21 protein-coding genes are annotated in these 23,655 nt (G+C 44.3%); 20 read left to right on the top strand and 1 reads right to left on the bottom strand.

All coding sequences use genetic code 11. The features are described from left to right. The first annotated feature begins 102 nt into the window (after positions 1-102). The 5 genes from manA (at position 103) to nagA (ending at position 6,423) form a co-directional block, all read left to right on the top strand. Positions 103-1,044, top strand: a complete 942-nt coding sequence (manA, locus tag ABID27_RS06520; protein WP_253365094.1) for a mannose-6-phosphate isomerase, class I — start codon at positions 103-105, stop codon at positions 1,042-1,044. 82 nt (positions 1,045-1,126) lie between these two features. Beyond that, the gene (gene secA / locus ABID27_RS06515; RefSeq protein WP_354281201.1) at positions 1,127-3,658 is read left to right on the top strand and encodes a preprotein translocase subunit SecA; all 2,532 of its coding nucleotides are present in this window, start codon (positions 1,127-1,129) and stop codon (positions 3,656-3,658) included. Between the two features lie 60 nt (positions 3,659-3,718). Next, positions 3,719-4,081 (top strand): holo-ACP synthase, encoded by a 363-nt coding sequence (gene acpS, locus ABID27_RS06510; protein WP_253365098.1) that lies wholly within the window; start codon positions 3,719-3,721, stop codon positions 4,079-4,081. Then, positions 4,071-5,174 carry an alanine racemase gene (alr, locus tag ABID27_RS06505; RefSeq protein WP_354281091.1) on the top strand — a complete coding sequence of 368 codons (1,104 nt, stop codon included), beginning with the start codon at positions 4,071-4,073 and terminating at the stop codon, positions 5,172-5,174. Before acpS ends, alr begins: the two co-directional genes overlap by 11 nt. Before the next feature lie 100 nt (positions 5,175-5,274). After that, entirely contained in the window at positions 5,275-6,423 is a 1,149-nt protein-coding gene (gene nagA / locus ABID27_RS06500) for an N-acetylglucosamine-6-phosphate deacetylase (protein WP_354281089.1), read from the top strand. A gap of 42 nt (positions 6,424-6,465) precedes the next feature. Here the strand turns inward: nagA and ABID27_RS06495 are convergent, their stop codons facing one another. After that, positions 6,466-7,821, bottom strand: coding sequence for an aspartate kinase (locus tag ABID27_RS06495; RefSeq protein ID WP_354281087.1), 1,356 nt, complete (start codon positions 7,819-7,821; stop codon positions 6,466-6,468). Positions 7,822-7,980: 159 nt separating this feature from the next. Between ABID27_RS06495 and ABID27_RS06490 the strand changes: the two genes are divergently transcribed. The 15 genes from ABID27_RS06490 to ABID27_RS06420 all read left to right on the top strand — a co-directional run bounded on the left by ABID27_RS06490 (position 7,981) and on the right by ABID27_RS06420 (position 23,500). Further along, complete coding sequence (locus tag ABID27_RS06490; protein ID WP_253365114.1) at positions 7,981-8,631, top strand: HAD family hydrolase; 651 nt, start codon at positions 7,981-7,983, stop codon at positions 8,629-8,631. Positions 8,632-8,781: 150 nt separating this feature from the next. After that, positions 8,782-9,573, top strand: coding sequence for a trans-2-decenoyl-ACP isomerase (gene fabM / locus ABID27_RS06485; RefSeq protein ID WP_354281085.1), 792 nt, complete (start codon positions 8,782-8,784; stop codon positions 9,571-9,573). Positions 9,574-9,653: 80 nt separating this feature from the next. Then, entirely contained in the window at positions 9,654-10,088 is a 435-nt protein-coding gene (gene fabT, locus ABID27_RS06480) for a fatty acid biosynthesis transcriptional regulator FabT (RefSeq protein ID WP_354281083.1), read from the top strand. Further along, on the top strand, positions 10,088-11,062 hold the full coding sequence (locus tag ABID27_RS06475) for a beta-ketoacyl-ACP synthase III (RefSeq protein ID WP_354281081.1): 975 nt from the start codon (positions 10,088-10,090) through the stop codon (positions 11,060-11,062). Before fabT ends, ABID27_RS06475 begins: the two co-directional genes overlap by 1 nt. A 57-nt stretch (positions 11,063-11,119) precedes the next feature. Beyond that, entirely contained in the window at positions 11,120-11,344 is a 225-nt protein-coding gene (locus tag ABID27_RS06470) for an acyl carrier protein (protein ID WP_253365122.1), read from the top strand. A 164-nt stretch (positions 11,345-11,508) separates the two neighbouring features. Further along, positions 11,509-12,474, top strand: a complete 966-nt coding sequence (fabK, locus tag ABID27_RS06465; protein WP_253365124.1) for an enoyl-[acyl-carrier-protein] reductase FabK — start codon at positions 11,509-11,511, stop codon at positions 12,472-12,474. Position 12,475: 1 nt separating this feature from the next. Next, a complete protein-coding gene (gene fabD, locus ABID27_RS06460) occupies positions 12,476-13,408 on the top strand; it encodes an ACP S-malonyltransferase (protein ID WP_253365126.1) in 933 nt (310 codons plus the stop codon). Then, complete coding sequence (gene fabG / locus ABID27_RS06455; RefSeq protein WP_253365128.1) at positions 13,398-14,129, top strand: 3-oxoacyl-[acyl-carrier-protein] reductase; 732 nt, start codon at positions 13,398-13,400, stop codon at positions 14,127-14,129. Before fabD ends, fabG begins: the two co-directional genes overlap by 11 nt. A gap of 27 nt (positions 14,130-14,156) precedes the next feature. After that, entirely contained in the window at positions 14,157-15,392 is a 1,236-nt protein-coding gene (gene fabF, locus ABID27_RS06450) for a beta-ketoacyl-ACP synthase II (RefSeq protein ID WP_253365130.1), read from the top strand. Continuing rightward, positions 15,393-15,857: an acetyl-CoA carboxylase biotin carboxyl carrier protein gene (gene accB, locus ABID27_RS06445; RefSeq protein ID WP_253365132.1), complete on the top strand. Its 465-nt coding sequence runs from the start codon at positions 15,393-15,395 to the stop codon at positions 15,855-15,857. It abuts the gene before it with no gap. Next, positions 15,854-16,276 carry a 3-hydroxyacyl-ACP dehydratase FabZ gene (gene fabZ, locus ABID27_RS06440; RefSeq protein ID WP_354281077.1) on the top strand — a complete coding sequence of 141 codons (423 nt, stop codon included), beginning with the start codon at positions 15,854-15,856 and terminating at the stop codon, positions 16,274-16,276. The genes accB and fabZ overlap by 4 nt, the downstream gene beginning before the upstream one ends. Positions 16,277-16,294: 18 nt before the next feature. Beyond that, complete coding sequence (locus ABID27_RS06435) at positions 16,295-17,668, top strand: acetyl-CoA carboxylase biotin carboxylase subunit (protein WP_354281075.1); 1,374 nt, start codon at positions 16,295-16,297, stop codon at positions 17,666-17,668. A gap of 10 nt (positions 17,669-17,678) precedes the next feature. Continuing rightward, positions 17,679-18,548 (top strand): acetyl-CoA carboxylase, carboxyltransferase subunit beta, encoded by an 870-nt coding sequence (gene accD, locus ABID27_RS06430; RefSeq protein WP_354281074.1) that lies wholly within the window; start codon positions 17,679-17,681, stop codon positions 18,546-18,548. Then, on the top strand, positions 18,541-19,311 hold the full coding sequence (locus ABID27_RS06425) for an acetyl-CoA carboxylase carboxyl transferase subunit alpha (RefSeq protein WP_354281073.1): 771 nt from the start codon (positions 18,541-18,543) through the stop codon (positions 19,309-19,311). Before accD ends, ABID27_RS06425 begins: the two co-directional genes overlap by 8 nt. A 316-nt stretch (positions 19,312-19,627) precedes the next feature. Continuing rightward, positions 19,628-23,500 carry a pullulanase gene (locus ABID27_RS06420; RefSeq protein ID WP_354281071.1) on the top strand — a complete coding sequence of 1,291 codons (3,873 nt, stop codon included), beginning with the start codon at positions 19,628-19,630 and terminating at the stop codon, positions 23,498-23,500. Positions 23,501-23,655: the final 155 nt, after the last annotated feature.

Raw genomic sequence — 23,655 nt, 5'->3', positions numbered from 1 at the left:
ACAAATGATAGGAGCTGGTCTAGAAAGGCCAGCTTTTCATTTACGAAGCAGGTGCTTTTTGGTATGATGGCAGTAAGAAATCATCGTTTAAAGGAGATTGTGATGGCACAACCGTTATTTTTAAAATCAGTCTTGCAAGAAAAAATTTGGGGTGGTAGTCGTTTAGCTACCGAGTTTGGTTATGATTTACCAAGTGACAAGGTAGGGGAATATTGGGCCGTATCTGCTCATCCAAATGGTGTTTCTATTGTTGAAAATGGGGAGTTTGCCGGTCGTAAACTAGACGAACTCTATGCAAATGAGCCAGCTCTTTTTGGAAATAGCCAAGAGCCTGTTTTCCCTTTGTTGATCAAGATACTGGATGCCAATGACTGGTTAAGTGTTCAAGTTCACCCGGATGACCAATATGGTATGGAGCATGAAGGAGAGTTAGGGAAGACCGAGTGTTGGTATATCTTGTCTGCTGACGAAGGTGCCGAGATTATCTACGGGCACAATGCTCGGACGCGCGAAGAATTAGCGGCTATGATTGATGCAAAAGATTGGGACCATTTGCTAACGCACATACCGGTCAAGGCAGGTGACTTTTTCTATGTGCCGAGCGGAACCATGCACGCGATTGGAAAAGGCATTATGATTTTGGAGACGCAACAGTCTAGCGATACGACTTATCGTGTTTATGATTTTGATCGTCGCGACGATGCGGGTAATCTCCGTGAGCTTCATATCCAGCAATCAATTGATGTGATGACGATTGGACCCGTGGCGAATTCTTACCCAGATACTATTTCTGTGGGCAATCTGCAAGCGACTACTTTTGTTAGCAATGCCTTCTTCACGGTTTATAAATGGCAGGTTTCAGGATCGGTTGAGATGAAAAAGACGGCTGATTACACGCTAGTAAGTGTTTTGTCCGGTCAAGGTTCCTTGACAGTTGATGGGGAAACTTATCCACTGACAAAAGGTCAACATTTTATCCTACCTGCAACTGTGGAGGGATGGACATTTGATGGAGAACTGGAAATGATTGCTAGCCATGCCTAATAAATGCACGTGCTTCCTTGAAAAAATCCTATCATTGTGGTAAAATAGGGTATTGAACTGAAATAAAATTAGGAAGTATATGATGGCAAAAAATATCCTACGTTCTCTTGTTGAAAACGACAAGGGTGAGTTAAAAAAGTTAGAAAAAATGGCAGACAAGGTTATCGCCTTTGCAGACCAAATGGCTGCATTGTCAGATGAAGCCTTGCAAGCAAAAACTGCAGAATTTAAAGAACGCTACCAAAAAGGCGAAAGTCTAGATGATTTACTTTACGAAGCTTTTGCGGTAGTACGCGAAGCTTCAAAACGTGTATTGGGATTGTACCCCTACCCAGTCCAAATCATGGGTGGTATCGTTCTTCACCACGGTGATGTACCAGAAATGCGTACGGGTGAAGGGAAAACCTTGACGGCGACTATGCCCGTTTACCTGAATGCCCTTGCAGGCGAAGGCGTCCACGTTGTAACGGTCAATGAGTACCTTGCAACTCGTGATGCGACTGAAATGGGTGAGCTTTACTCTTGGCTGGGCTTGTCTGTCGGAATTAACTTGGCAGCCAAATCATCATTTGAAAAACGTGAAGCCTACAACTGTGACATCACTTATTCAACCAACTCAGAAATTGGTTTTGACTACTTGCGTGATAACATGGTTGTTCGTGCGGAAGACATGGTACAACGTCCATTGAACTATGCCTTGGTCGACGAAGTAGACTCTGTTTTGATTGACGAAGCTCGTACACCGCTCATCGTATCAGGTGCGACAAATTCTGAAACCAACCAACTTTACTTCATGGCAGATAGCTTTGTGAAGTCATTGGCTGAGGATGATTACATTATTGATGTGTCATCAAAAGCGATTGGTTTGTCAGATTCAGGTATTGATAAAGCTGAAAAGTTCTTCCGCTTGAACAACTTGTACGACATCGAAAACGTAGCTCTTACGCACTTTATCGATAATGCGCTTCGTGCTAACTACATCATGATTTACGACATTGATTACTTGGTCAATGATGAGCAAGAAGTCATGATTATCGATCCATTTACAGGTCGTACAATGGAAGGGCGTCGTTACTCAGATGGCCTCCACCAAGCGATTGAAGCCAAAGAAGGCGTTCCTGTTCAAAATGAATCGAAAACAAGTGCCTCAGTAACCTACCAAAACCTTTTCCGTATGTATAAAAAATTGTCAGGTATGACGGGTACTGGTAAAACTGAGGAAGAAGAGTTCCGTGAAATCTACAACATCCGTGTAGTACAAATCCCAACCAATAAGCCAATTGCGCGTGTTGACCACGAAGATTTGCTCTACCCAAGTTTGGAATACAAGTTCAATGCAGTTGTGGCGGATGTAAAAGCTCGTTACGAAAAAGGGCAACCTGTCTTGGTTGGTACTGTTGCGGTTGAAACATCAGACCTCCTTTCAAAACGTTTAGTAGCGGCAGGAGTTCCGCACGAAGTACTTAATGCGAAAAATCACTTCCGTGAAGCTCAAATCATCATGAATGCTGGGCAGCGTGGTGCGGTTACAATCGCAACCAACATGGCTGGTCGTGGTACGGATATCAAGTTAGGCCCTGGCGTTCGTGAACTTGGCGGACTTTGTGTTATTGGTACAGAGCGCCATGAAAGCCGTCGTATTGACAATCAGCTTCGTGGACGTTCAGGTCGTCAAGGTGACCCAGGTGAGTCACAATTCTATCTTTCATTGGAAGATGACTTGATGAAACGTTTTGGTTCAGAGCGCATCAAAACCTTTATGGAGCGTATGAATCTGACAGAAGAAGAATCTGTTATCAAGTCAGGTATGTTGACGCGCCAAGTTGAAGGTGCACAAAAGCGTGTTGAAGGAAATAACTACGATTCTCGTAAACAAATTCTTCAATATGACGATGTCATGCGTGAGCAACGTGAAATCATCTACAGCCAGCGTCATGATGTGATTACCGCTGACCGTAACCTTGCTCCTGAAATCAAGGGCATGATTAAGCGCACAATCGACCGTCAGGTAGATGGGCACAAGGCGAGTAAACGCGATGAAGCCATTGATGCTATTCTGAAATTTGCCCAAGTTAATTTGGTGGCAGAAGATTCAATCAGCCGTGCTGACTTGGAAGGCAAAACAGATGATCAAATCAAAAATGACCTCTTCCAACGTGCAGTTGCTGTTTATGATAGTCAAATTGCAAAATTACGTGAAGAAGAGCGCGTTCGTGAGTTCCAAAAAGTCTTGATTCTCCGCGTGGTAGACAATAAATGGACAGACCACATCGACGCACTTGACCAATTGCGTAATGCAGTTAGCCTTCGTGGTTACGCTCAAAACAACCCAGTTGTTGAGTACCAATCAGAAGCCTTTACGATGTTCAATGACATGATTGGGGCTATCGAGTTTGACGTTACTCGTCTCATGATGAAAGCACAAATTCATGACAATATTGAACGTGAACGTACAAGCCAAGAGGCACATACAACTGCAGTTAAGAATATCATTCCAGGACAAGCTCAAGCTGTCGCTACACCAACTTTTGAAGGTGTTGACCGCAATGATCCATGTCCATGCGAATCTGGTAAAAAATTCAAAAACTGTCACGGACGTGCTGGTTTACAATAAATAGAGGAATGAGGGCTGGAGGTGTGAATCAAATCACCAACCAGCCCTTTTGAGATAGATATGATTATTGGACATGGAATAGATTTGCAGGATATTTCTGCTATCGAATCCGCATATGTGAAGCGCCCCCGTTTTGCCGAAAAGGTTTTAACCTTGAGGGAATTGGAACGGTTTCACATCTTGAGTGGAAAACGAAAAATAGAATATCTGGCAGGACGGTGGGCGGCTAAAGAAGCATTCTCAAAAGCTTGGGGGACAGGTATTGGAAGCTTGGGGTTTCATGATATTGAGATTTTGAATGATGAGAAAGGTGTCCCCTATGTGAATAAATCGCCTTTTAATGGGAAAGCTTGGCTGAGCATTAGCCATTCCGGACAATATGTGCAAGCCAGCTTGATTTTGGAGGAAGAAGATGAAAGCTAGTATACATAGACCAACTGTAGCGCGTGTAGATGTCGAAGCTATTGCAGATAATTTTCAACAAGTAATGGCGCATTTGTCGGCTGAAACCAAAGGCTTGGCCGTTGTCAAAGCCAATGCCTACGGTCATGGTGTCCAGCAAGTTGCAAGACAATTGGCGCCTTTGGTAGATGGTTTTTGCGTGTCAAATATAGATGAAGCCCTAGATTTGCGCCAATCTGGCATTGAGGCACCGATTCTTGTCCTTGGGGTCGTTCCAATATCGGTTGCTCAACTAGCTATAGACTTTAATATCACCCTGGCAGTAGCAAGTTTGGAATGGGTATATTTACTACTGGAAACTGGCTTGGACTTGGATAACTTGATTGTGCATCTGAAGGTCGACAGTGGTATGGGACGAATTGGCTTTAGAAATAAAACTGAGTTAGAAACAGCCCAAGAGCTTCTGCTTGAAAATGGAGCATCCGTGCAAGGGATTTTTACACATTTTGCAACGGCGGATGAGCAAGATCAGCAGCAATTTGAGGCACAACTTGCCTTCTTCCAAGAATTGATTCGTAGTCTGGACAGTTGTCCGCAGCTGGTGCATGCTAGTAACTCTGCAACCAGCATCTGGCATCCGGAGACAGTCTTTAATGCGGTGCGTTTAGGAGATGTGCTTTACGGGCTGAATCCAAGCGGTCGTACCTTGGAGATGCCCTATCCGATTCAACCAGCTCTTTCTCTGACTTCAGAATTGGTGCATGTCAAGCAAGTAGAAAGTGGTGCCAAGGTCGGCTATGGTGGGACCTACACTGCCTCGGGTGAGGAGTGGATTGGTACGGTACCAATTGGCTATGCGGATGGTTTTATCCGCAAAATGCAAGGATTCAAGGTCTTGGTTGATGGTCAATTTTGTCCCGTTGTTGGACGTGTTTCTATGGACCAAATCACCCTACGATTGCCTCGCTCTTATCCGATTGGTACGCGAGTGACTCTCATCGGGGAAGATAATGATCAGGAGATTACGACGCAGGATTGGGCGGATTATCTTCAAACTATCAATTATGAGGTGGTCTGTCTGCTTTCAGACCGTATTCCGAGAGTATATGATTAAAACAAAAGAGGCCACGGGCCTCTTTTTCTAACTTGACAATCTCCCTTTTCAAGCGTATAATGAAGGAAAATATCGGTATAGACCAAAAAAGGAGGAAGACATGTCGCGATATATCCATGTGAAGTCAGTGATTTTGGCAGAAAAAGAAGTAGAAAATGCTTATCTAGAAGTAACTGAAGACGGTCTCTTTGGTGAGATTTTTCTAGAAAAGCCAGATGGTGAGATTGAAGATTATAGTCAATATATATTGGCTCCAGGATTGGTTGATACCCATATCCATGGCTACGCCTCACACGATGTTATGGACAATGATTTTGAAGGAATTAAAGTCATCTCAGAAGGCTTGCTTTCTTGTGGCGTTACGTCATGGTTGCCAACGACTTTGACAGATACGACAGAGAATTTGGATGCTGTTTGTGAGACAATTGGTCTTCACGCTGGTGAGGAAAAAGGTGCCAAGATTCAGGGTATTTTCCTAGAAGGTCCATTTTTCACTGAAAAGTACAAAGGTGCTCAAAATCCAAAATACATGAGCGATCCTGTCATTGAACGGTTGGATAAGTGGCACAGTTTGTCCAGAGGCCTTGTTAATAAAATTGCCATCGCTCCAGAGCGTAAAGGCGTGAAGGAATTTATTGATTTTGCAAATAGCAAGTCCATCCATACAGCTTTAGCCCATAGTGATGCGACATTTGACCAAGCCAAGGCGGCGGTAGAGGCAGGTGCCAACATCTTTGTTCATGTCTACAACGGAATGAGCGGTCTACATCATCGTGAGCCGGGTATGGTTGGGGCAGCGCTTGAGCTAGATAAAGTTTTTGCAGAAGTCATTTGTGATGGACATCATGTCCATCCTGCTGCGGCAGACATTGTTTTCAAGGCACGTGGCGCGGAAGAAACAGTTTTAATCACAGATTGTATGCGCGCAGGAGGTCAAGGTGAAGGTGAATCTAGACTGGGCGAGTTTGAAGTTGTGGTCAAAGATGGGACAGCTCGTTTGAAAGAGACAGGCAATCTTGCAGGTTCTATCCTAGAATTGGTTCAGGCTGTTGAAAATGTAGTGAAATGGGGCTTAGTTTCCTTACCAGATGCTCTACGGATGGCCTCTTTGGCTCCTGCCAAATCGGTAGGCATTGACAATGTTTGTGGACAAATTCTACCAGGACGAGCAGCTGACTTCATCCTCGTAGACGATCAAGGACATTTGAAAGTTACCTATCTCGATGGTGTCAAACGTTTTGAAAAATAAAAAATAAAAAGCTGAGAAAAGTACTTCTCAGCTTTTTATGGTCTAGTTTGCGTTGAAAAATGCATCATAGAGAGCTTTAAGAGCTTCGTCGCGCTCGCTTGTTTTAACGACGAACATGACAGATACTTCACTTGCTCCCTGCGAAATCATGGCAAGGTTGACATGTTTTTCAGAAAGGGCATGGGTTGCAGTCGCAGCAACTCCGACATGGCTCTTCATCTTTTCTCCAACGATCATGATGATAGAAAGGTCGTGTTCAATTTCGGCTTTATCTACTTCTAGTTTGTGGTTAAGTTGGCGAAGAATCTCTTCTTCCTTAATAGGAGTTAATTCCCGACCGCGAAGCACCACGGACAAGTCGTCAATTCCTGTTGGCATGTGTTCCCAACGAATATTGAGCTCTTCTAAAACTTGAAGGACCTTGCGCCCAAAACCGACCTCACGGTTCATGAGGTACTTGGAGATGTTGATGCTGACAAAGTCATCGTCTGCCGCAATTCCGACTACAGGTTGAGCCTCTTTTGTATGGTTGAGAACAATGCGAGTGCCAGGGTGGTCAGGGTTATTTGTGTTTTTAATGACCAAGGGAATTTTTCCACGATAAGCTGGCAACAAGGCTTCATCGTGTAAGACAGAAAAACCAGCATAAGCCAATTCACGCATTTCTCGATAGGTCAATTCTTCGATTGAATGCGGATTGTCGATGATGCCAGGGTGAGCGGCAAAGATACCGTCAACATCAGTGAAGTTCTCATAGAGATCCGCTTTCACACCAGCGGCAATAATAGAACCGGTAATGTCTGAACCGCCACGGGAGAAAGTACAAATCTGATTGTCAACAGTCACACCGAAAAATCCAGGGATAATCAACACTTCCTCAGCATCATGCAGACTTTCAATCCGGTCATAACTGGATGGTAAAATGCGTGCATTTCCAGGTTCAGAGCTGACAATCAACCCAGCTTCTTTTGGATGGATGTAGCGGGCTGGAAGACCAGCATGGGTGAAATATTCTGCGATGAGTCGAGCATTATTATTTTCTCCTGCGGCAAGAAAGGTATCGTAGAGGAAATCGTTGTCTTCAATTGGAAGAGTCGCCAAGACTTCAATATCCTGAGCGATTTTTGCCATGGATTTTGCTTGAAAACCTAGCTCGTCCACCATATCTTGGTAGCGTTTGATGATCCATGCTTGGCTGGCTGTCACATCCTTTCCGTCGACGTATTCTTTGTAGTACTTAATCAGAGCATCGGTTACTTTGGTGTCAGCGGCATTGCGCTTTCCTGGAGCTGATACGACAACAAAACGACGTTCTGGATCAGCTTGGATGATTGAAAAAACTTTTTGTACTTGGACAGCGGAAGCCAGTGAACTACCGCCAAATTTTGTAACTTTCATAAGAGCTCCTTTAAACTTTTTATTATTATAGCAAAATATAGGTAGCTTGTCAGTAAGCTTAAAAGTTTCAAGTCATATCAGAAACCTATTAAAAGCTATAATTATAGCCTATTTTATGGTAAAATGGAAGTAAAAGTGAAAGTTTGCTGGAGGATTACAATGACTTACAAGGGCATTATTTTTGATATGGATGGCGTCTTATTTGATACGGAGAATTTTTATCATCAACGGCGCAGAGCTTTTTTTGCCAGCAAGGGGATTTCAATTGATCATTTGCCACCAGCAATCTTTGTAGGGGGAAAATCCGGCCAGGTTTGGGAATTGATTTTACAAGATAGCCCGGTAGATTGGGATATTGAGCAGCTAAGTCAGGAATATGCGGCCTATAAGGAAAAACATCCCATTCCTTATAAGGAGTTGATTTTCCCAGATACGCGGGAAAGTCTGAAGGCCTTGGTAGAGATGGGTTTGGATCTTGTTATTGGTTCAAATACTGAGAAAGAATACGTTCAGATGGCTATTGAAGAAGCTGGAATTGCTCCTTATTTTAAGACTGTTTTTTCCGGGGCTGACTGTCCAGCCTATAAGCCAGATCCAGCTGTTTACCAAAAAGCTCAAGCTTTTCTTGCCTATGATGCATCCGAAGTCTTGGTAATCGAAGATTCCGCCAAAGGAATTCAGGCCGCTGTCAGTGCAGGACTAGAGGTCTGGGCGATTGAGGATACAGAGCTTGGGATGGACCAAAGTCAGGCCAATCGCCTCGTTCGTAACCTGAGTCATGTAATAGAAAATATAAAAGAGAATCGTTAGCGAGCAGCTAATGATTTTTTTGATTATTCCGAGCTTTCATCCGATGTCACATTCAGAATTGCAAGGATTTGTATATTTTTTGAAAAAATATGCTACAATAGTCAAAATTTGACTTTCAAATGTTTTAATTATCAAACAAAAGGAGAAGGTATGGCATTTTCAACGATTGAGTACGAAGTGAATGACAAGATTGCGACATTGACCTTGAATCGACCTTCAGTTTCCAATGGATTCAATATTCCCATGTGCCAAGAAATTCTAGAAGTCCTCTCATTAGTGGAGAAGGATGGAGCAGTTTCCATCCTAAAAATTCAAGCCAACGGTTCTATTTTCTCAGTTGGGGGCGATTTGGTGGAAATGAAGCGAGCAGTTGATGCCGATGACATTTCATCACTGGTTCAGATTGCTGAGCTAGTCAATGATATTTCATTTGCCATCAAAAAGCTACCCAAGGTCGTGCTAATGGTGACTGATGGCGCCGTAGCGGGTGCAGCTGCCAATATGGCTGCTGCAGCTGATTTTGTCATTTCATCTTTCAAGACAAAGTTCATTCAGGCTTTTGTGGGGGTTGGTTTAGCGCCAGATGCTGGCGGACTTTTCCTCTTATCGCGCGCTATTGGGGCCAATCGTGCTAGCCAGTTAGCGATGACGGGCGAAGGTTTATCAGCAGAAAAAGCTCAGGAGTATGGCCTGGTATACAAGGCGGTTGAATCTGAAAAAATAGAGAAGACAGTCACACAAACCATCAAAAAATTATTGCGCGGGTCGGCAAATTCTTATCGCGCCATTAAAGAAATGATGTGGAAGAGTCAATTTGAAGAATGGGAAGCCTATCGTACGCTTGAATTGCGCTTGCAGAAAGAGTTGGCCTTTATGGAAGACTTCAAAGAAGGCGTCTTGGCTCATTCTGAACGAAGACGTCCACAGTTTAAAGGGTTCTAATAATTAGATGGGTAAAAAAGTTTGACAATCAAATGGTATTGGTGTATACTTTGTTTGCAAAAATACAGGAGGTGCTTATTTTGGAAGACCAGAAGATTAATGAATACCTAACATCAGTCTTTAATAACGTCTTAATCATAGAAGAAGCAACTCTTCGTAGCAGTCGATTTAACGACGTGTCAATCAAAGAAGTTCATACCATTGATGTCATTGGGGACAAGAAAGATGCGACACCAAGTGACGTATCCCGCGCCTTGATGGTGACATTGGGGACGGTTACGACTAGTCTGAATAATCTTGAGCGAAAAGGTTATATCGAACGAGTTCGATCGACAAAGGACCGAAGAGTTGTTCACCTCTATCTGACCAAGAAAGGCCGCTTGGTTTATCGTCTTCACCAACGTTTTCACAATGAAATGGTGAAGAAGATTACCAGTGGTATGAGTGAGATAGAGTTTCAGGCTATGAAAAGAGGGTTGCGTAATCTTTACGATTTCTTAGAGGATTTGAAGTAATGACTTATGCAAAAATTAGTCAGGTTGCACATTATCTGCCAGAACAGATTGTAACCAACGATGATTTGGCGCAGATCATGGATACCAGCGATGATTGGATTGTCAGTCGGACTGGTATCCGAGAGCGCCGAATTGTCATAACAGAGCAAACGAGTGACTTGGCAACCAAGGTTGCGGAGCAACTCCTTGCTAAGAGTGGTAGTGCTGCGGAGGATATTGATTTTATCTTAGTAGCCACCATTACCCCAGATGGCAATATGCCATCAACTGCTGCCTTGGTTCAAGCCAATATTGGTGCCAGTCGGGCATTTGCCTTTGATCTTTCCGCGGCTTGTTCAGGATTTGTATTTGCCCTTTCAATGGCAGAAAAACTGATCGCATCGGGCACCTATCAAAAAGGGATAGTGATTGGTGCAGAAGTATTGTCAAAAACAGTGGACTGGACAGATCGTACCACAGCTGTATTGTTTGGAGATGGTGCGGGCGGTGTATTGCTAGAAGCTGGTTCACAAAAACAGTTTTTAGCTGAAATTCTGCGGACAGACGGAGCAAGAGGTCAGGGATTGACATCGGGTCAACAAGGGCTAACTTCTCCCTTTTCTACTAGGGAAGAAGGCAATCCTCACCTGAAAATGAATGGCCGAGCAATCTTTGATTTTGCGGTGCGAGATGTGCCACAAACAATTGCTGCCTTGCTAGACAAACAAGGATTTTCAGCGGAACAGGTGGATTACTTCCTGCTCCACCAAGCCAATGTTCGAATTTTGGAAAAAATCGCTCGAAAATTGAAGGTTGACCCTCAAAAATTTTCGACGAATTTGGCCAATTATGGCAATACTAGCGCAGCCACAATTCCTATTTTACTATCTGAATTGGTGGAAAATGGAACCTTGCAATTGGATGGTGGGCAAACCGTGCTGTTAAGCGGATTTGGCGGTGGCCTTACATGGGGAGCCATCCTACTCAAACTTTAGTTAATGAACTGTCTTTACAGTTATTAAAAAATTTTTTTATATAAAAGGAGACACAACATGTCAGTATTTGAGAAAGTACAAGCAATCATCGTAGAAGAACTTGGTAAGGATGCAGAAGAAGTTCAATTGACAACAACTTTTGAAGATTTGGATGCAGATTCATTGGACTTGTTCCAAGTTATCTCAGAAATTGAAGATGCATTTGACATTCAAATCGAATCTGAAGATGGTTTGAACACAGTTGCTGATTTGGTTAACTACGTTGAAGAACAAACAAAATAAATCTAAAATGCTATGATATAGCATTTTATTTGGCAAAAATAGTTTGATATTCAAAAATTTTATATATCAAATTATATAGACTGAGTGGAGGGAGTCACCTCCCTCTTGTTTAGGTAATGTTTTGAACATCAAAGTATTATCTAAGCAAATGAAATGAGGATAGGATGCAAACAAAAATTACAGAATTATTGAAAATCAAATACCCGATTTTTCAAGGCGGTATGGCCTGGGTCGCGGATGGGGACTTGGCTGGTGCAGTATCAAATGCAGGTGGCTTGGGAATCATTGGTGGAGGAAACGCTCCTAAAGAGGTTGTCAAAGCCAACATTGATAAAGTCAAATCGATAACAGATCAGCCTTTTGGTGTGAATATCATGCTTTTATCTCCATTTGCAGATGATATCGTCGACTTGGTCATCGAAGAAGGTGTCAAGGTCGTAACGACTGGTGCGGGTAATCCGGGCAAGTATATGGAACGTTTCCATCAGGCGGGAATTACAGTCATCCCAGTGGTTCCGAGTGTGGCATTGGCAAAACGAATGGAAAAACTGGGTGCAGATGCGGTGATTGCAGAAGGTATGGAAGCTGGAGGGCACATAGGGAAATTGACGACGATGACCTTGGTTCGTCAGGTCGTTGATGCGGTGTCTATTCCAGTTATTGCTGCTGGAGGAATCGCAGATGGCCGTGGTGCGGCCGCTGGATTTATGTTGGGAGCTGAAGCTGTCCAAGTAGGAACACGTTTTGTAGTTGCTAAGGAATCCAATGCGCATCCAAATTTCAAGGCGAAGATCTTGAAAGCCAAGGATATTGATACAGTGGTATCGGCCTCTATCGTAGGGCATCCTGTCCGTGCTTTGAAAAATAAATTGTCATCTGCTTATACAGCTGCGGAAAAAGATTTTTTACGTGGTGAAAAGTCGGCAGAAGACATTGAAGTCTTAGGAGCAGGAGCTCTTCGCAATGCGGTTGTGGACGGTGATGTAGAAAATGGTTCTGTTATGGCGGGACAGATCGCAGGGCTTGTTCGCGCAGAAGAAACCTGTGAAGAAATTTTGAAAGATATTTATCACGGTGCGGCAGAGGTCATTCGTCAAGAAGTAGCTCGTTGGGCATCAGTGGGAGACTAAGATGACAAAAACTGCTTTTTTATTTGCTGGTCAAGGTGCGCAAACTGTGGGGATGGCGCGTGATTTATATGAAAAATTCTCAGTTGTGAAAGAGACGTTTGACCAAGCTAGCCAGATATTGGGTTATGATGTTCGTGACTTGATTGACCTGGAGGAGGATAAATTAAATCAAACTCGCTATACTCAGCCAGCTATTTTGACGACATCGGTGGCTATTTATCGCTTGTTGCTAGAACATGGGATTGAGCCTGATGCTGTGGCGGGCTTGTCGCTTGGAGAGTATTCGGCTTTGGTGGCTGCAGGAGCTTTGGACTTTGAGACAGCCTTGGTCTTAGTTGCTAAACGCGGTGCTTTTATGGAAGAAGCCGCTCCCACAGGTAGCGGAAAAATGGTTGCAGTGCTCAATGCAGATGTAGCCTTGATTGAACAAGTTTGTCAAGAAGCATCGAATCTAGGTGTTGTTAGCCCTGCAAATTATAATACCCCTACACAGATTGTGATTGGTGGTCAAGTAGAAGCTGTCGATGAAGCGGTGAGATTATTGAAGGAGGCCGGAGTCAAGCGACTGATTCCTCTCAATGTATCAGGCCCCTTCCACACTGCTTTGCTTGCACCAGCTAGCCAGCAATTGGCAGAGGAATTAGCTAGTATTCACTTTGCAGACTTTCGGGTTCCTCTAGTTGGCAATACGGAGGCAGAAGTCATGGAAGGCAATCAAATTGCTGATTTGTTGGCCCGTCAAGTGATGGAGCCTGTGCGCTTTTACGAGTCGATTGCTTGCTTGAAAGAACTCGGTATCGAGCAATTTGTAGAGGTTGGACCTGGGAAGGTATTATCTGGTTTTATTAAAAAAATTGACAAAACGTTGCCAGTTTATCAAGTGGATGATGTGGCAAGTTTTGAAACTCTTTTAGGAGGATGGAATGGAAATTAAGAATAAAAATGTATTTGTAACGGGGTCAAGTCGTGGAATAGGTCTAGCGATTGCTCACAAATTTGCGAGTCTCGGTGCTAATGTCGTTCTAAATGGTCGCTCTGCCTTGTCAGAAGATTTGCTTGGGCAATTTGCTGACTACGGCGTTAAGGTTGTTGGGATTTCAGGAGATATTTCAAGTAGTGCCGATGCCAAGCGTATGGTGGCAGAAGCGATCGAGGCTTTGGGGTCAGTAGATATCTTGGTCAACAACGCTGGTATCACAAAAGATGGCATGATGTTGCGAATGACAGAAGAAGATTTTGAATCGGTATTGAAAGTGAATCTGACAGGTGCATTTAATATGTCGCAGGCGGTTTTGAAGCCGATGACAAAGGCACGCGAAGGAGCCATTATCAATGTATCCAGTGTGGTGGGCTTGATTGGGAATGCAGGCCAGGCCAATTATGCGGCTTCTAAGGCAGGGTTGATTGGATTTTCTAAGTCCTTGGCGCGTGAGGTTGCTGGACGAAATGTGCGGGTCAATGTGATTGCCCCAGGTTTTGTGGAATCAGATATGACAGCTGTATTGTCAGATAAAATCAAAGAGGCGATGACGGGGCAAATCCCGATGAAGCGTTTTGGTCAACCGGATGAGGTTGCAGAGGTTGCAGCCTTTCTAGCTCGTCAAGAATATCTGACAGGACAAGTTATTGCCATTGATGGCGGAATTTCCATGTAGGAAAAGTAAAAAGCAGAGGAGAAGAGTATGACACAGGCGAATCGAGTTGTGGTAACAGGATATGGTGTGACATCACCAATTGGACATACACCAGAAACATTTTGGGAGAGTCTTGCGACAGGTAAGATTGGAATTGGTCCAATTACAAAATTTGACACAAGTGAGTATAATGTTCGTAATGCAGCAGAGTTGAAGGATTTTCCTTTTGACAAATACTTTGTAAAAAAAGATAGCAACCGCTATGATAACTACTCGCTGTATGCACTCTATGCAGCGCGTGAAGCTGTTGCCAATGCGGGTCTGGATACGGAGCAAGTGGACCATGACCGTTTCGGAGTGATTTTATCGACTGGTATCGGCGGGATTTTGGAAATTGAAGAGCAAGTTGCTCGTATGAATGAAAAAGGTCCAAAACGTATTCGTCCGATGGCCCTTCCTAAGGCCTTGCCCAATATGGCGGCTGGAAATATTGCCATGGCCGTCGGTGCTAACGGTACATGTAAATGTGTTATCACAGCCTGTGCTTCTTCTAACGATGCACTTGGTGAAGCTTTCCGTGAAATCAAGTTTGGTTTTCAAGATGTGATGCTAGCGGGTGGGGCAGAAGCGGCCATTACGCCCTTTGCAATTGGTGGATTCCAGGCATTGACAGCCTTGTCTACGACAGAGGACCCAGCTCGTTCATCAATCCCATTTGACAAAGATAGAAATGGCTTTATCATGGGTGAAGGTTCTGCAGTACTGGTCTTGGAAAGTTTGGAGCATGCACAGAAACGTGGTGCGACAATTCTAGCCGAAATCGTGGGCTATGGAAATACCTGTGATGCCTATCATATGACTTCCCCACATCCAGAAGGATTGGGTGCGATCAAGGCTATGAAATTAGCAGTATCAGAAGCAGGCATTACTCCAGAAGATGTGGATTATATCAATGCACATGGAACGTCTACACCGGCCAATGAAAAAGGTGAAAGCCAAGCGATTGTATCGGTATTTGGGACTGAAACGCCAGTATCTTCTACAAAATCCTTTACAGGACATTTGTTGGGGGCAGCAGGTGCGATTGAGGCTGTGGCAACGATTGAAGCAATCCGTCATTCCTATGCACCGATGACAGCTGGGACCCAGGAATTATCAGACGATATTGAGGCAGATATTATCATGGGCCAAGGTCGCGACATGGATATTCGTTATGCCATTTCAAATACCTTTGGTTTTGGTGGGCACAATGCGGTTGTTGCCTTTAAGCGCTGGGAGGACTAGATGAATATTTCAGAAGTGAAAGACTTGATGAGTCAGTTTGATGGCTCATCTTTGCGAGAATTTTCCTATCGAAATGCAGAAGGGGAGTTGACCTTCAGCAAAAATGAACATGGACCAGCTCTTGTTCCAGAAAAAGTTGTCACACCTACTCCAGTTCAAGAAGTTTCCGTTGCAAGTGCACCAGTTCCACCAGTAGCAGCTGCGGAGGAAAACACACCATTTGCTGCAGAAGGAGAACTTGTCGATAGTCCGTTAGTCGGGGTGGCCTACCTTTCTCCATCTCCAGACCAAGCAGCTTTCGTGTCTGTGGGCGATACGGTTAAAAAAGGACAAACCTTGCTTATCATTGAAGCAATGAAAGTCATGAATGAAGTGCCAGCACCTCGTGACGGTGTCGTGACAGAAATTGTTGTCGCCAACGAAGCTGTGGTTGAATTTGGACAAGGATTGGTACGCATCAAATGATTGATATTACAAAGATTAAAGAAGCTCTGCCCCATCGCTATCCCATGCTCTTGGTCGACCGTGTCTTGGAAGTGTCGGACGATGAGATTGTTGCCCTTAAAAATGTGACCATTAACGAACCCTTTTTCAATGGACATTTTCCAGAATATCCAGTCATGCCAGGTGTTTTGATTATGGAAGCCTTGGCACAGACGGCTGGTATCTTGGAATTATCCAAGGATGAAAACAAGGGCAAGTTGGTTTTCTATGCGGGCATGGACAAGGTTAAATTCAAAAAACAAGTTGTTCCAGGAGACCAGCTCATCATGACGGCTAAATTTGTCAAGCGTCGTGGGACGATTGCAGTGGTCGAAGCCAAAGCAGAAGTGGATGGCAAGTTAGCCGCTTCTGGGACCTTGACTTTTGCCATTGGAAATTAGAAAAGGAGAAAATCAGCCATGTTTCGTAAAATTTTGATTGCCAACCGTGGTGAAATTGCAGTGCGCATTATTCGTGCTGCTCGGGAATTAGGAATTGCGACGGTGGCGGTTTACTCAGAAGCAGACAAGGAAGCCTTGCATACGATTTTGGCGGATGAGGCTATCTGTGTTGGTCCGGCTCGTTCAACAGATTCCTATCTCAATATGCAGCAGATTATTTCTGCAGCGGTTGTGACAGGGGCGGAAGCCATTCATCCGGGATTTGGTTTCTTGAGTGAAAATTCCAAGTTTGCGACCTTGTGTGAAGAAGTTGGGATTAAATTTATCGGACCGTCAGGCAAGGTCATGGACACCATGGGCGACAAGATCAATGCGCGTGCAGAGATGATTGGTGCGGGTGTGCCTGTTATCCCGGGCTCTGATGGAGAAGTTTATACGGCAGACCAAGCCTTGAAAATCGCTGAAGAGATTGGCTATCCGGTCATGCTGAAAGCTTCTGCGGGTGGTGGAGGAAAGGGAATTCGTAAGGTAACGGCTCCTGAAGATTTGCGACCAGCCTTCGAGTCCGCTTCACAAGAAGCCCAAGCTGCATTTGGCAATGGGGCTATGTATTTGGAACGAGTTGTCTATCCTGCACGCCACATTGAGGTGCAGATATTGGCTGACCAGCATGGGCGGGTTATTCACTTGGGAGAGCGCGATTGCTCACTCCAGCGGAATAATCAAAAGGTTTTGGAAGAAGCACCATCGATTGCGATTGGGCAAACGATGCGAGACAAGATTGGTCAAGCAGCTGTTCGGGCGGCTGAGGCTGTTTCTTATGAAAATGCTGGGACCATTGAGTTTTTATTGGACGAAGAAAAGGGTGAATTTTACTTCATGGAAATGAATACCCGTGTCCAAGTAGAGCACCCTGTCACCGAATTTGTCACGGGAGTGGATATTGTTAAAGAGCAAATCAAAATTGCTGCTGGCGAGAAGTTGAGTGTATCGCAGGAGGATATTGTCATCACAGGACATGCCATCGAGTGCCGTATCAACGCGGAGAATCCAGCCTTTAACTTCGCACCTAGTCCGGGTAAGATTAAGGGGTTATTCTTGCCGGCTGGTGGTGTTGGAGTGCGGGTTGACTCGGCTATGTATACCGGCTATACGATTCCGCCTTTTTATGACTCTATGATTGCCAAGGTCATCGTTCACGGGGAAAATCGCTTTGAAGCCTTGATGAAAATGCAACGCGCCCTCTATGAATTGGAAATTGAGGGAGTTACGACCAATGTTGACTTCCAGTGGGAATTGATTTCAGATAAGCGTGTGGTGGCTGGAGATTATGATACAGCCTACTTGATGGAAGAATTTCTTCCAAATTACCGTAACAAATTAGAAGAATAAAGGAGAAATCATGGCCTTGTTTTCGAGAAAGGATAAGTATATCCGTATCAATCCGAATCGTTCAACGATCCAAGCTGGTCCGCAAGCAAAGCCAGAAGTACCAGACGAGCTATTTATCAAATGTCCAGGCTGTAAAAAGACAGTCTACCAAAGGGATTTTGGAGCAGCCAAGGCCTGCCCTGCTTGTAGCTATACCTTCCGTATCTCGGCTTATGAGCGGATGGATTTGATTGTGGACAAGGATAGCTTTGAGGAGTTATTTACGGGTATCCGGACTAAAAATCCATTGAATTTTCCCGGTTATATGGAAAAATTGCAAGCAACTCAGGAAAAAACGGGTCTAGATGAAGCTGTTTTGACGGGTCTGGCTAAGATTGATGGACAAAAAGTAGCGATCGGGGTCATGGATGCCAACTTTATCATGGCTTCCATGGGGACAGTGGTCGGTGAGAAGATTACGCGTCTGTTTGAACTTGCGACCCAAGAGCGACTTCCTGTGGTCTTGTTTACCGCTTCGGGTGGGGCACGCATGCAGGAAGGGATTATGAGTCTCATGCAGATGGCGAAAATTTCAGCTGCTGTAAAGCAACATTCCAATGCGGGACTCTTTTATCTGACCGTTTTGACCGATCCGACGACGGGTGGGGTTACAGCTTCTTTTGCTATGGAAGGAGACATCATCTTGGCAGAGCCCCAGACCTTGGTCGGCTTTGCAGGCCGTCGTGTAATTGAAAATACCGTTCGAGAAAATTTGCCAGATAATTTCCAGAAGGCTGAGTTTTTGTTGGAACACGGCTTTGTGGATGCTATTGTCAAGCGGCAGGAGTTGCGCCAGACGATTGCTGGTTTATTAAGAATACACGGAGGTGCTTATGAGTGATATTGTCAATATAATTCGTCAAGCCCGTGATCAGGGGCGTTGGACTGCCTTGGATTATGCAGAACATATCTTAGATGACTTTATCGAATTGCACGGAGACCGTCATTTTCGGGATGATGGTGCTGTGGTTGGTGGTGTAGGCCTCCTTGGCGGTAGTCCGGTGACCGTTGTTGGCATCCAAAAAGGGAAAAATCTACAGGATAATCTCAATCGAAATTTTGGTCAACCGCATCCAGAAGGCTATCGAAAAGCCTTGCGACTCATGAAGCAGGCTGAAAAATTTGGTCGTCCAGTTATTACCTTTATCAATACAGCCGGTGCCTATCCAGGTGTTGGTGCCGAGGAGCGTGGTCAGGGAGAAGCCATTGCCCGTAATCTGATGGAAATGAGTGACCTCAAAGTGCCGATTATTGCTATTATTATCGGTGAGGGAGGCTCTGGCGGCGCACTGGCTCTGGCGGTTGCTGATCGCGTTTGGATACTGGAACACTCTATTTATGCTGTGTTGAGTCCGGAGGGTTTCGCCTCTATTCTCTGGAAGGATGGCAGTCGAGCCATGGAAGCAGCCGAGTTGATGAAAATCACTTCTTATGAGTTGTTGAAATTGGATATCGTTGACAAAATTATTCCTGAACATGGTAAATTTGCTCGGGAAGTTGCTGCAGCGATAAAAGAAGAATTGATTGCCGAATTAGCTCATCTGAAAAACCAGTCAGTAGAGGAGCTGTTGTTGGATCGCTACAAGCGCTTTAGAAAATATTGATACCCACATCTGAGTTTATAGTTTGAAAGATGGACGCTGGTATCGTGAGGAAGTTGGATGGCTGCATCCGGCTTTTTTTGTTTTTATAAGCGATGAAAAAATTGTATTGAGCAAGCATTAGCAGATGGTAAAATCGGCTGACATTCTGGTATTTAGCCAACCAGTTCGGTCTTCATTTTTCTATATTTTTAGATAATAAAAGCCCGAATAGTTCATTTTTATATTCTTAGAATTCAAGAAAACGTTTGCGTCAATGTGTTTGATTTTGTATAATGATTATGAAAACGATTTCAATACTATTATTTTGGAGGAATATATGAAAGGATTCAATCACCAACAAGGGGTACAGCCTGAACGTCGTCAGTACTTTGGTATCCGTAAATTAAAAGTAGGTGCCGCATCTGTGACTATTGCGACAGCCTTATTTTTAGGGCTAGGAAGTGTGCAAACGCATGTGTTAGCTGAAGAGACAGGGGCAACAACTGAGCTTGTACAACCAGCTACGACATCGACAGATACACCTGAAACCGTAGCTCCAGCACCGACAGAACAGCCCTCTGTTTCAGTAGAGTCGGTCGTAGAGGAATCTGTGCCCACCACACAACCCGCAGCAACAAACTCTCCGAATGCGCCAACAGCCGAATCAGTAAAACCAGAGGAAGATGCGGCTCCAGCAACGGCATCTGAGCCAGTTCCAGCTCAACAAACTAAGGAGAATGAGCCATCTTCTGCCACAACAGAAACACCAACTACAAGCCCTGAAGAGGCAGTAGTTGCCCAACCAAGCGAAGCAACAACAGCAGATAAAGCAGCTGCTACAGCAGCAGAAACGTCAGTAGCAACATCGAAAACAGCAGATCCTATCGCTGAGAATACCCTTCGGATGCATTTTAAGACTTTGCCTGATGGAGAGCTGTCATCACTCGGATTATGGACATGGGAAGATGTGGAAACACCTTCAGATAAGGTCGGTAGTTGGCCAAATGGTGCGACGAGCCTTGCAGCAGCTAAAAAAGATGACTATGGCTACTACCTTGATGTCAAGTTAAAAACAGGAGCACGCTCAAAAGTAGGCTTCTTGATTAACAACACCAAGGGCGATAATTTGACGGGTGATAACTTTGTCGAATTGCTCAATCAACAGACCAATGAAGTCTGGGTTGAGGATAATAAGAAAGTCTCCTATTATGAGCCGCTTGCAGAAGGCAGTATCCGTATCAATTACTTACGTAGCGATAAAGATTATGCTACAAAATCCTTGTGGTTGTGGGGAAGTGCGGATTCATCGATTGCCAAGCAACAAGGTAACTGGCCAGATGGTGTCAACTTTAAAGGTGTTGGGCAATATGGCGCATACCTAGATGTCAAACTCGCAGACTTAAAAGAACTAGGCTTTTTGATTCTGGATGAAAGCAAGACAGGAGATGCAGTCAAGGTACAACCAAAAGATTACGTATTTAAAGACTTGAAAAACCACACGCAACTGTTTGTGCGAGACGATGATTCAACCATCTATACCAATCCCTACTATGTCAACAATGTTCGCATTACAAGTGCTCAACAAGTAAGTCCAACGACCATTGAAGCAAGCTTTACAACACTCTCAGATACCGATAAGGAGACCATTTTGAAAAACTTGACTGTGACTTCTAAGGATAAAACAGTACAGCCAATTACAGATGTAACAGTAGACGAAAAAGGAAATAAAGTGACCATTACTGGACAATTCGACCAAGCGTCAGGGCCATTTACCGTCACCTATCAAAAAGATGCTGTGCAGGCACGCGCAAACTGGCAGTACAAGGACAGTTTATACGCCTATGATGGTGAACTAGGTGCTCGTGTCAAAGAAGCAGGTGCCAAGGTTGATATGACCCTCTGGTCACCGAGTGCAGACGCCGTTTCTGTTGTTCTTTACGACAAACAAGACCAAACTAAAGTAGTTGGTAAGGTCGCTATGACCAAAGGAACCCAGGGTGAATGGACAACAACGCTATCAGCAACAACTGCTTTAAATATTCCTGATTTCCGTGGCTATTACTACCACTATGAAATTACGCGCGGAGATCAGTCTGTTCTGGTCTTAGACCCTTATGCGAAGTCATTAGCAGCTTGGAATAGCAGTCTTGCTGATAAAGGACCATCTTACAAGGTGGCTAAAGCCGCTATCGTTGATGTGGCAGCGATTGGTGAGCAGAATCTTGGTTTTGCTAATATCAAAGGTTTCACCAAACGTGAAGATGCAGTCATCTATGAAGCGCATGTGCGCGACTTCACGTCAGACGAAGCCATTTCAGCTGAACTCAACAATCAGTTCGGAACCTTTGCTTCATTTGTAGAGCGCCTGGATTACTTGAAAGATTTGGGTATCACGCATGTGCAGTTGCTCCCAGTCATGAGCTATTACTTCGTCAATGAATTGGCCAATAAAGAACGCTTGTCAACCTACAGCTCAAGCAATACCAACTACAACTGGGGTTATGACCCACAAAACTACTTTGCCTTGACAGGTATGTACTCAACCGATCCGACAGATCCTGCAAAACGCATTGAAGAGTTTAAAAACTTGGTGAATGAAATTCACAAACGTGGTATGGGTGTGATGTTGGATGTGGTGTACAACCACACGGCTAATGTTGATATTTTTGAAAATCTTGAGCCAAACTATTACCATTTTATGGATGCTGATGGTACTCCTCGGACATCATTTGGTGGTGGCCGCCTTGGAACCACTCACTACATGAGCCGTCGTGTTTTGGTTGATTCGATTAAATACTTGGTGGAAAACTACAAGGTTGATGGTTTCCGATTTGACATGATGGGTGACCATGATGCAGCGGCTATTGAAAAAGCCTTCAATGAAGCAAAAGCCATTAACCCTAAAGTGATTATGTTAGGTGAGGGTTGGGTGACTTACCAAGGCGATGAAAACATGCCTGAGCAACCAGCAGACCAGTCCTGGATGTCCAAGACTGATACGGTTGCGTCCTTCTCTGATGACATGCGAAATACCTTGAAATCTGGCTATCCAAATGAAGGCTCACCAGCCTTTATCACAGGTGGAGCGCGTGATGTGCTTTCTGTCTTTAAGAATATCAAAGCGCAGCCAACCAACTTTACCGCAGATGATCCAGGTGATGTGATTCAGTACATTGCAGCCCATGATAATTTGACCTTGTTTGACATCATCGCTCAGTCCATCAAAAAAGACCCAGCCCTTGCGGCAAATAATGCTGAAATCCACCGTCGTCTTCGTCTTGGAAACTTGCTGGTCTTGACTGCACAAGGAACACCGTTTATCCATTCAGGACAAGAATACGGTCGTACCAAACAGTTCAGAGATCCGGCTTACAAGGGCAAGGTTGCTGATGATAAGGTACCAAATAAATCACACTTCTTGACTAATGAAGATGGCACACCATTTGAATACCCTTATTTCATTCATGATTCTTATGATTCAACAGATGCCATCAACCACTTTGACTGGACAAAAGCAACCAATGCAGAACGTTATCCAGAAAATACCCGCAGCCAAGCCTATACAAAAGGATTGATTGCCTTACGTCGCTCGACAGATGCCTTCCGTCTAGGAAGTAAGGATGCGGTCGATGCTTCTGTGACATTGATTACCGTCCCAGGCGAGAATGGTGTTGCTGAAAAAGATTTGGTGATTGGCTACCAAGTCACTGCAAGCAATGGCGATATCTATGCTGTCTTGGTCAATGCTGACGCCAAGTCAAGAACCATTGCTTTGGGAGATGCTTTCAAAGCCCTTCTAAAAGGAGAGGTCTTAGCTGATGGCAAAGAAGCAGGTATTACTGCCATTAGCAATCCAGAAGGCGTCCACTTTACGGCTGATGGTATTACCTTAGATGCCTTGACAGCAACCATTATTCGAATGGCTAAAGTCGCTCCAGCTCCTGCTGATCAGAACGGAAAATCAGCCAAGCCAGCGCCAGCACCAAATGTACCAGAAGATAAAGACGAGGTTAAAAACGTGACAAACTTGTCGACTGGAAAAGCTGATGATACGGCTGCACCAAAAGCTCAAGCAGAATCCGTACAGCCAACGAAACAAGAACAGTCTCTTCCAAGTACAGGCGATAAGAGTAGTACGGCCCTTACAGCTCTTGGAGTCGCAACTCTTCTTGCAGGAATTGGGCTTGTCAAGAAACGTCAGGACGATTAGTCATTACAAAAAAGATTGAGGTATTCCCTCAATCTTTTTTGTATGTGTTTGGAGAGTGGTCAGGCAATCACACTTTTTCTGCATCGCGATGAAAATGAAAAAAAGTCATAAAAACTTATAAAAATCAAAAAGAAAGGGTTTACATTCCAGTTTTT

This window comes from Streptococcus gallinaceus (assembly GCF_040545695.1).
In the GTDB taxonomy this organism is placed as follows: domain Bacteria; phylum Bacillota; class Bacilli; order Lactobacillales; family Streptococcaceae; genus Streptococcus; species Streptococcus gallinaceus.
Note: the sequence above shows the minus strand (reverse complement) of the source record. Positions and strands in the feature narration are given on the sequence as shown.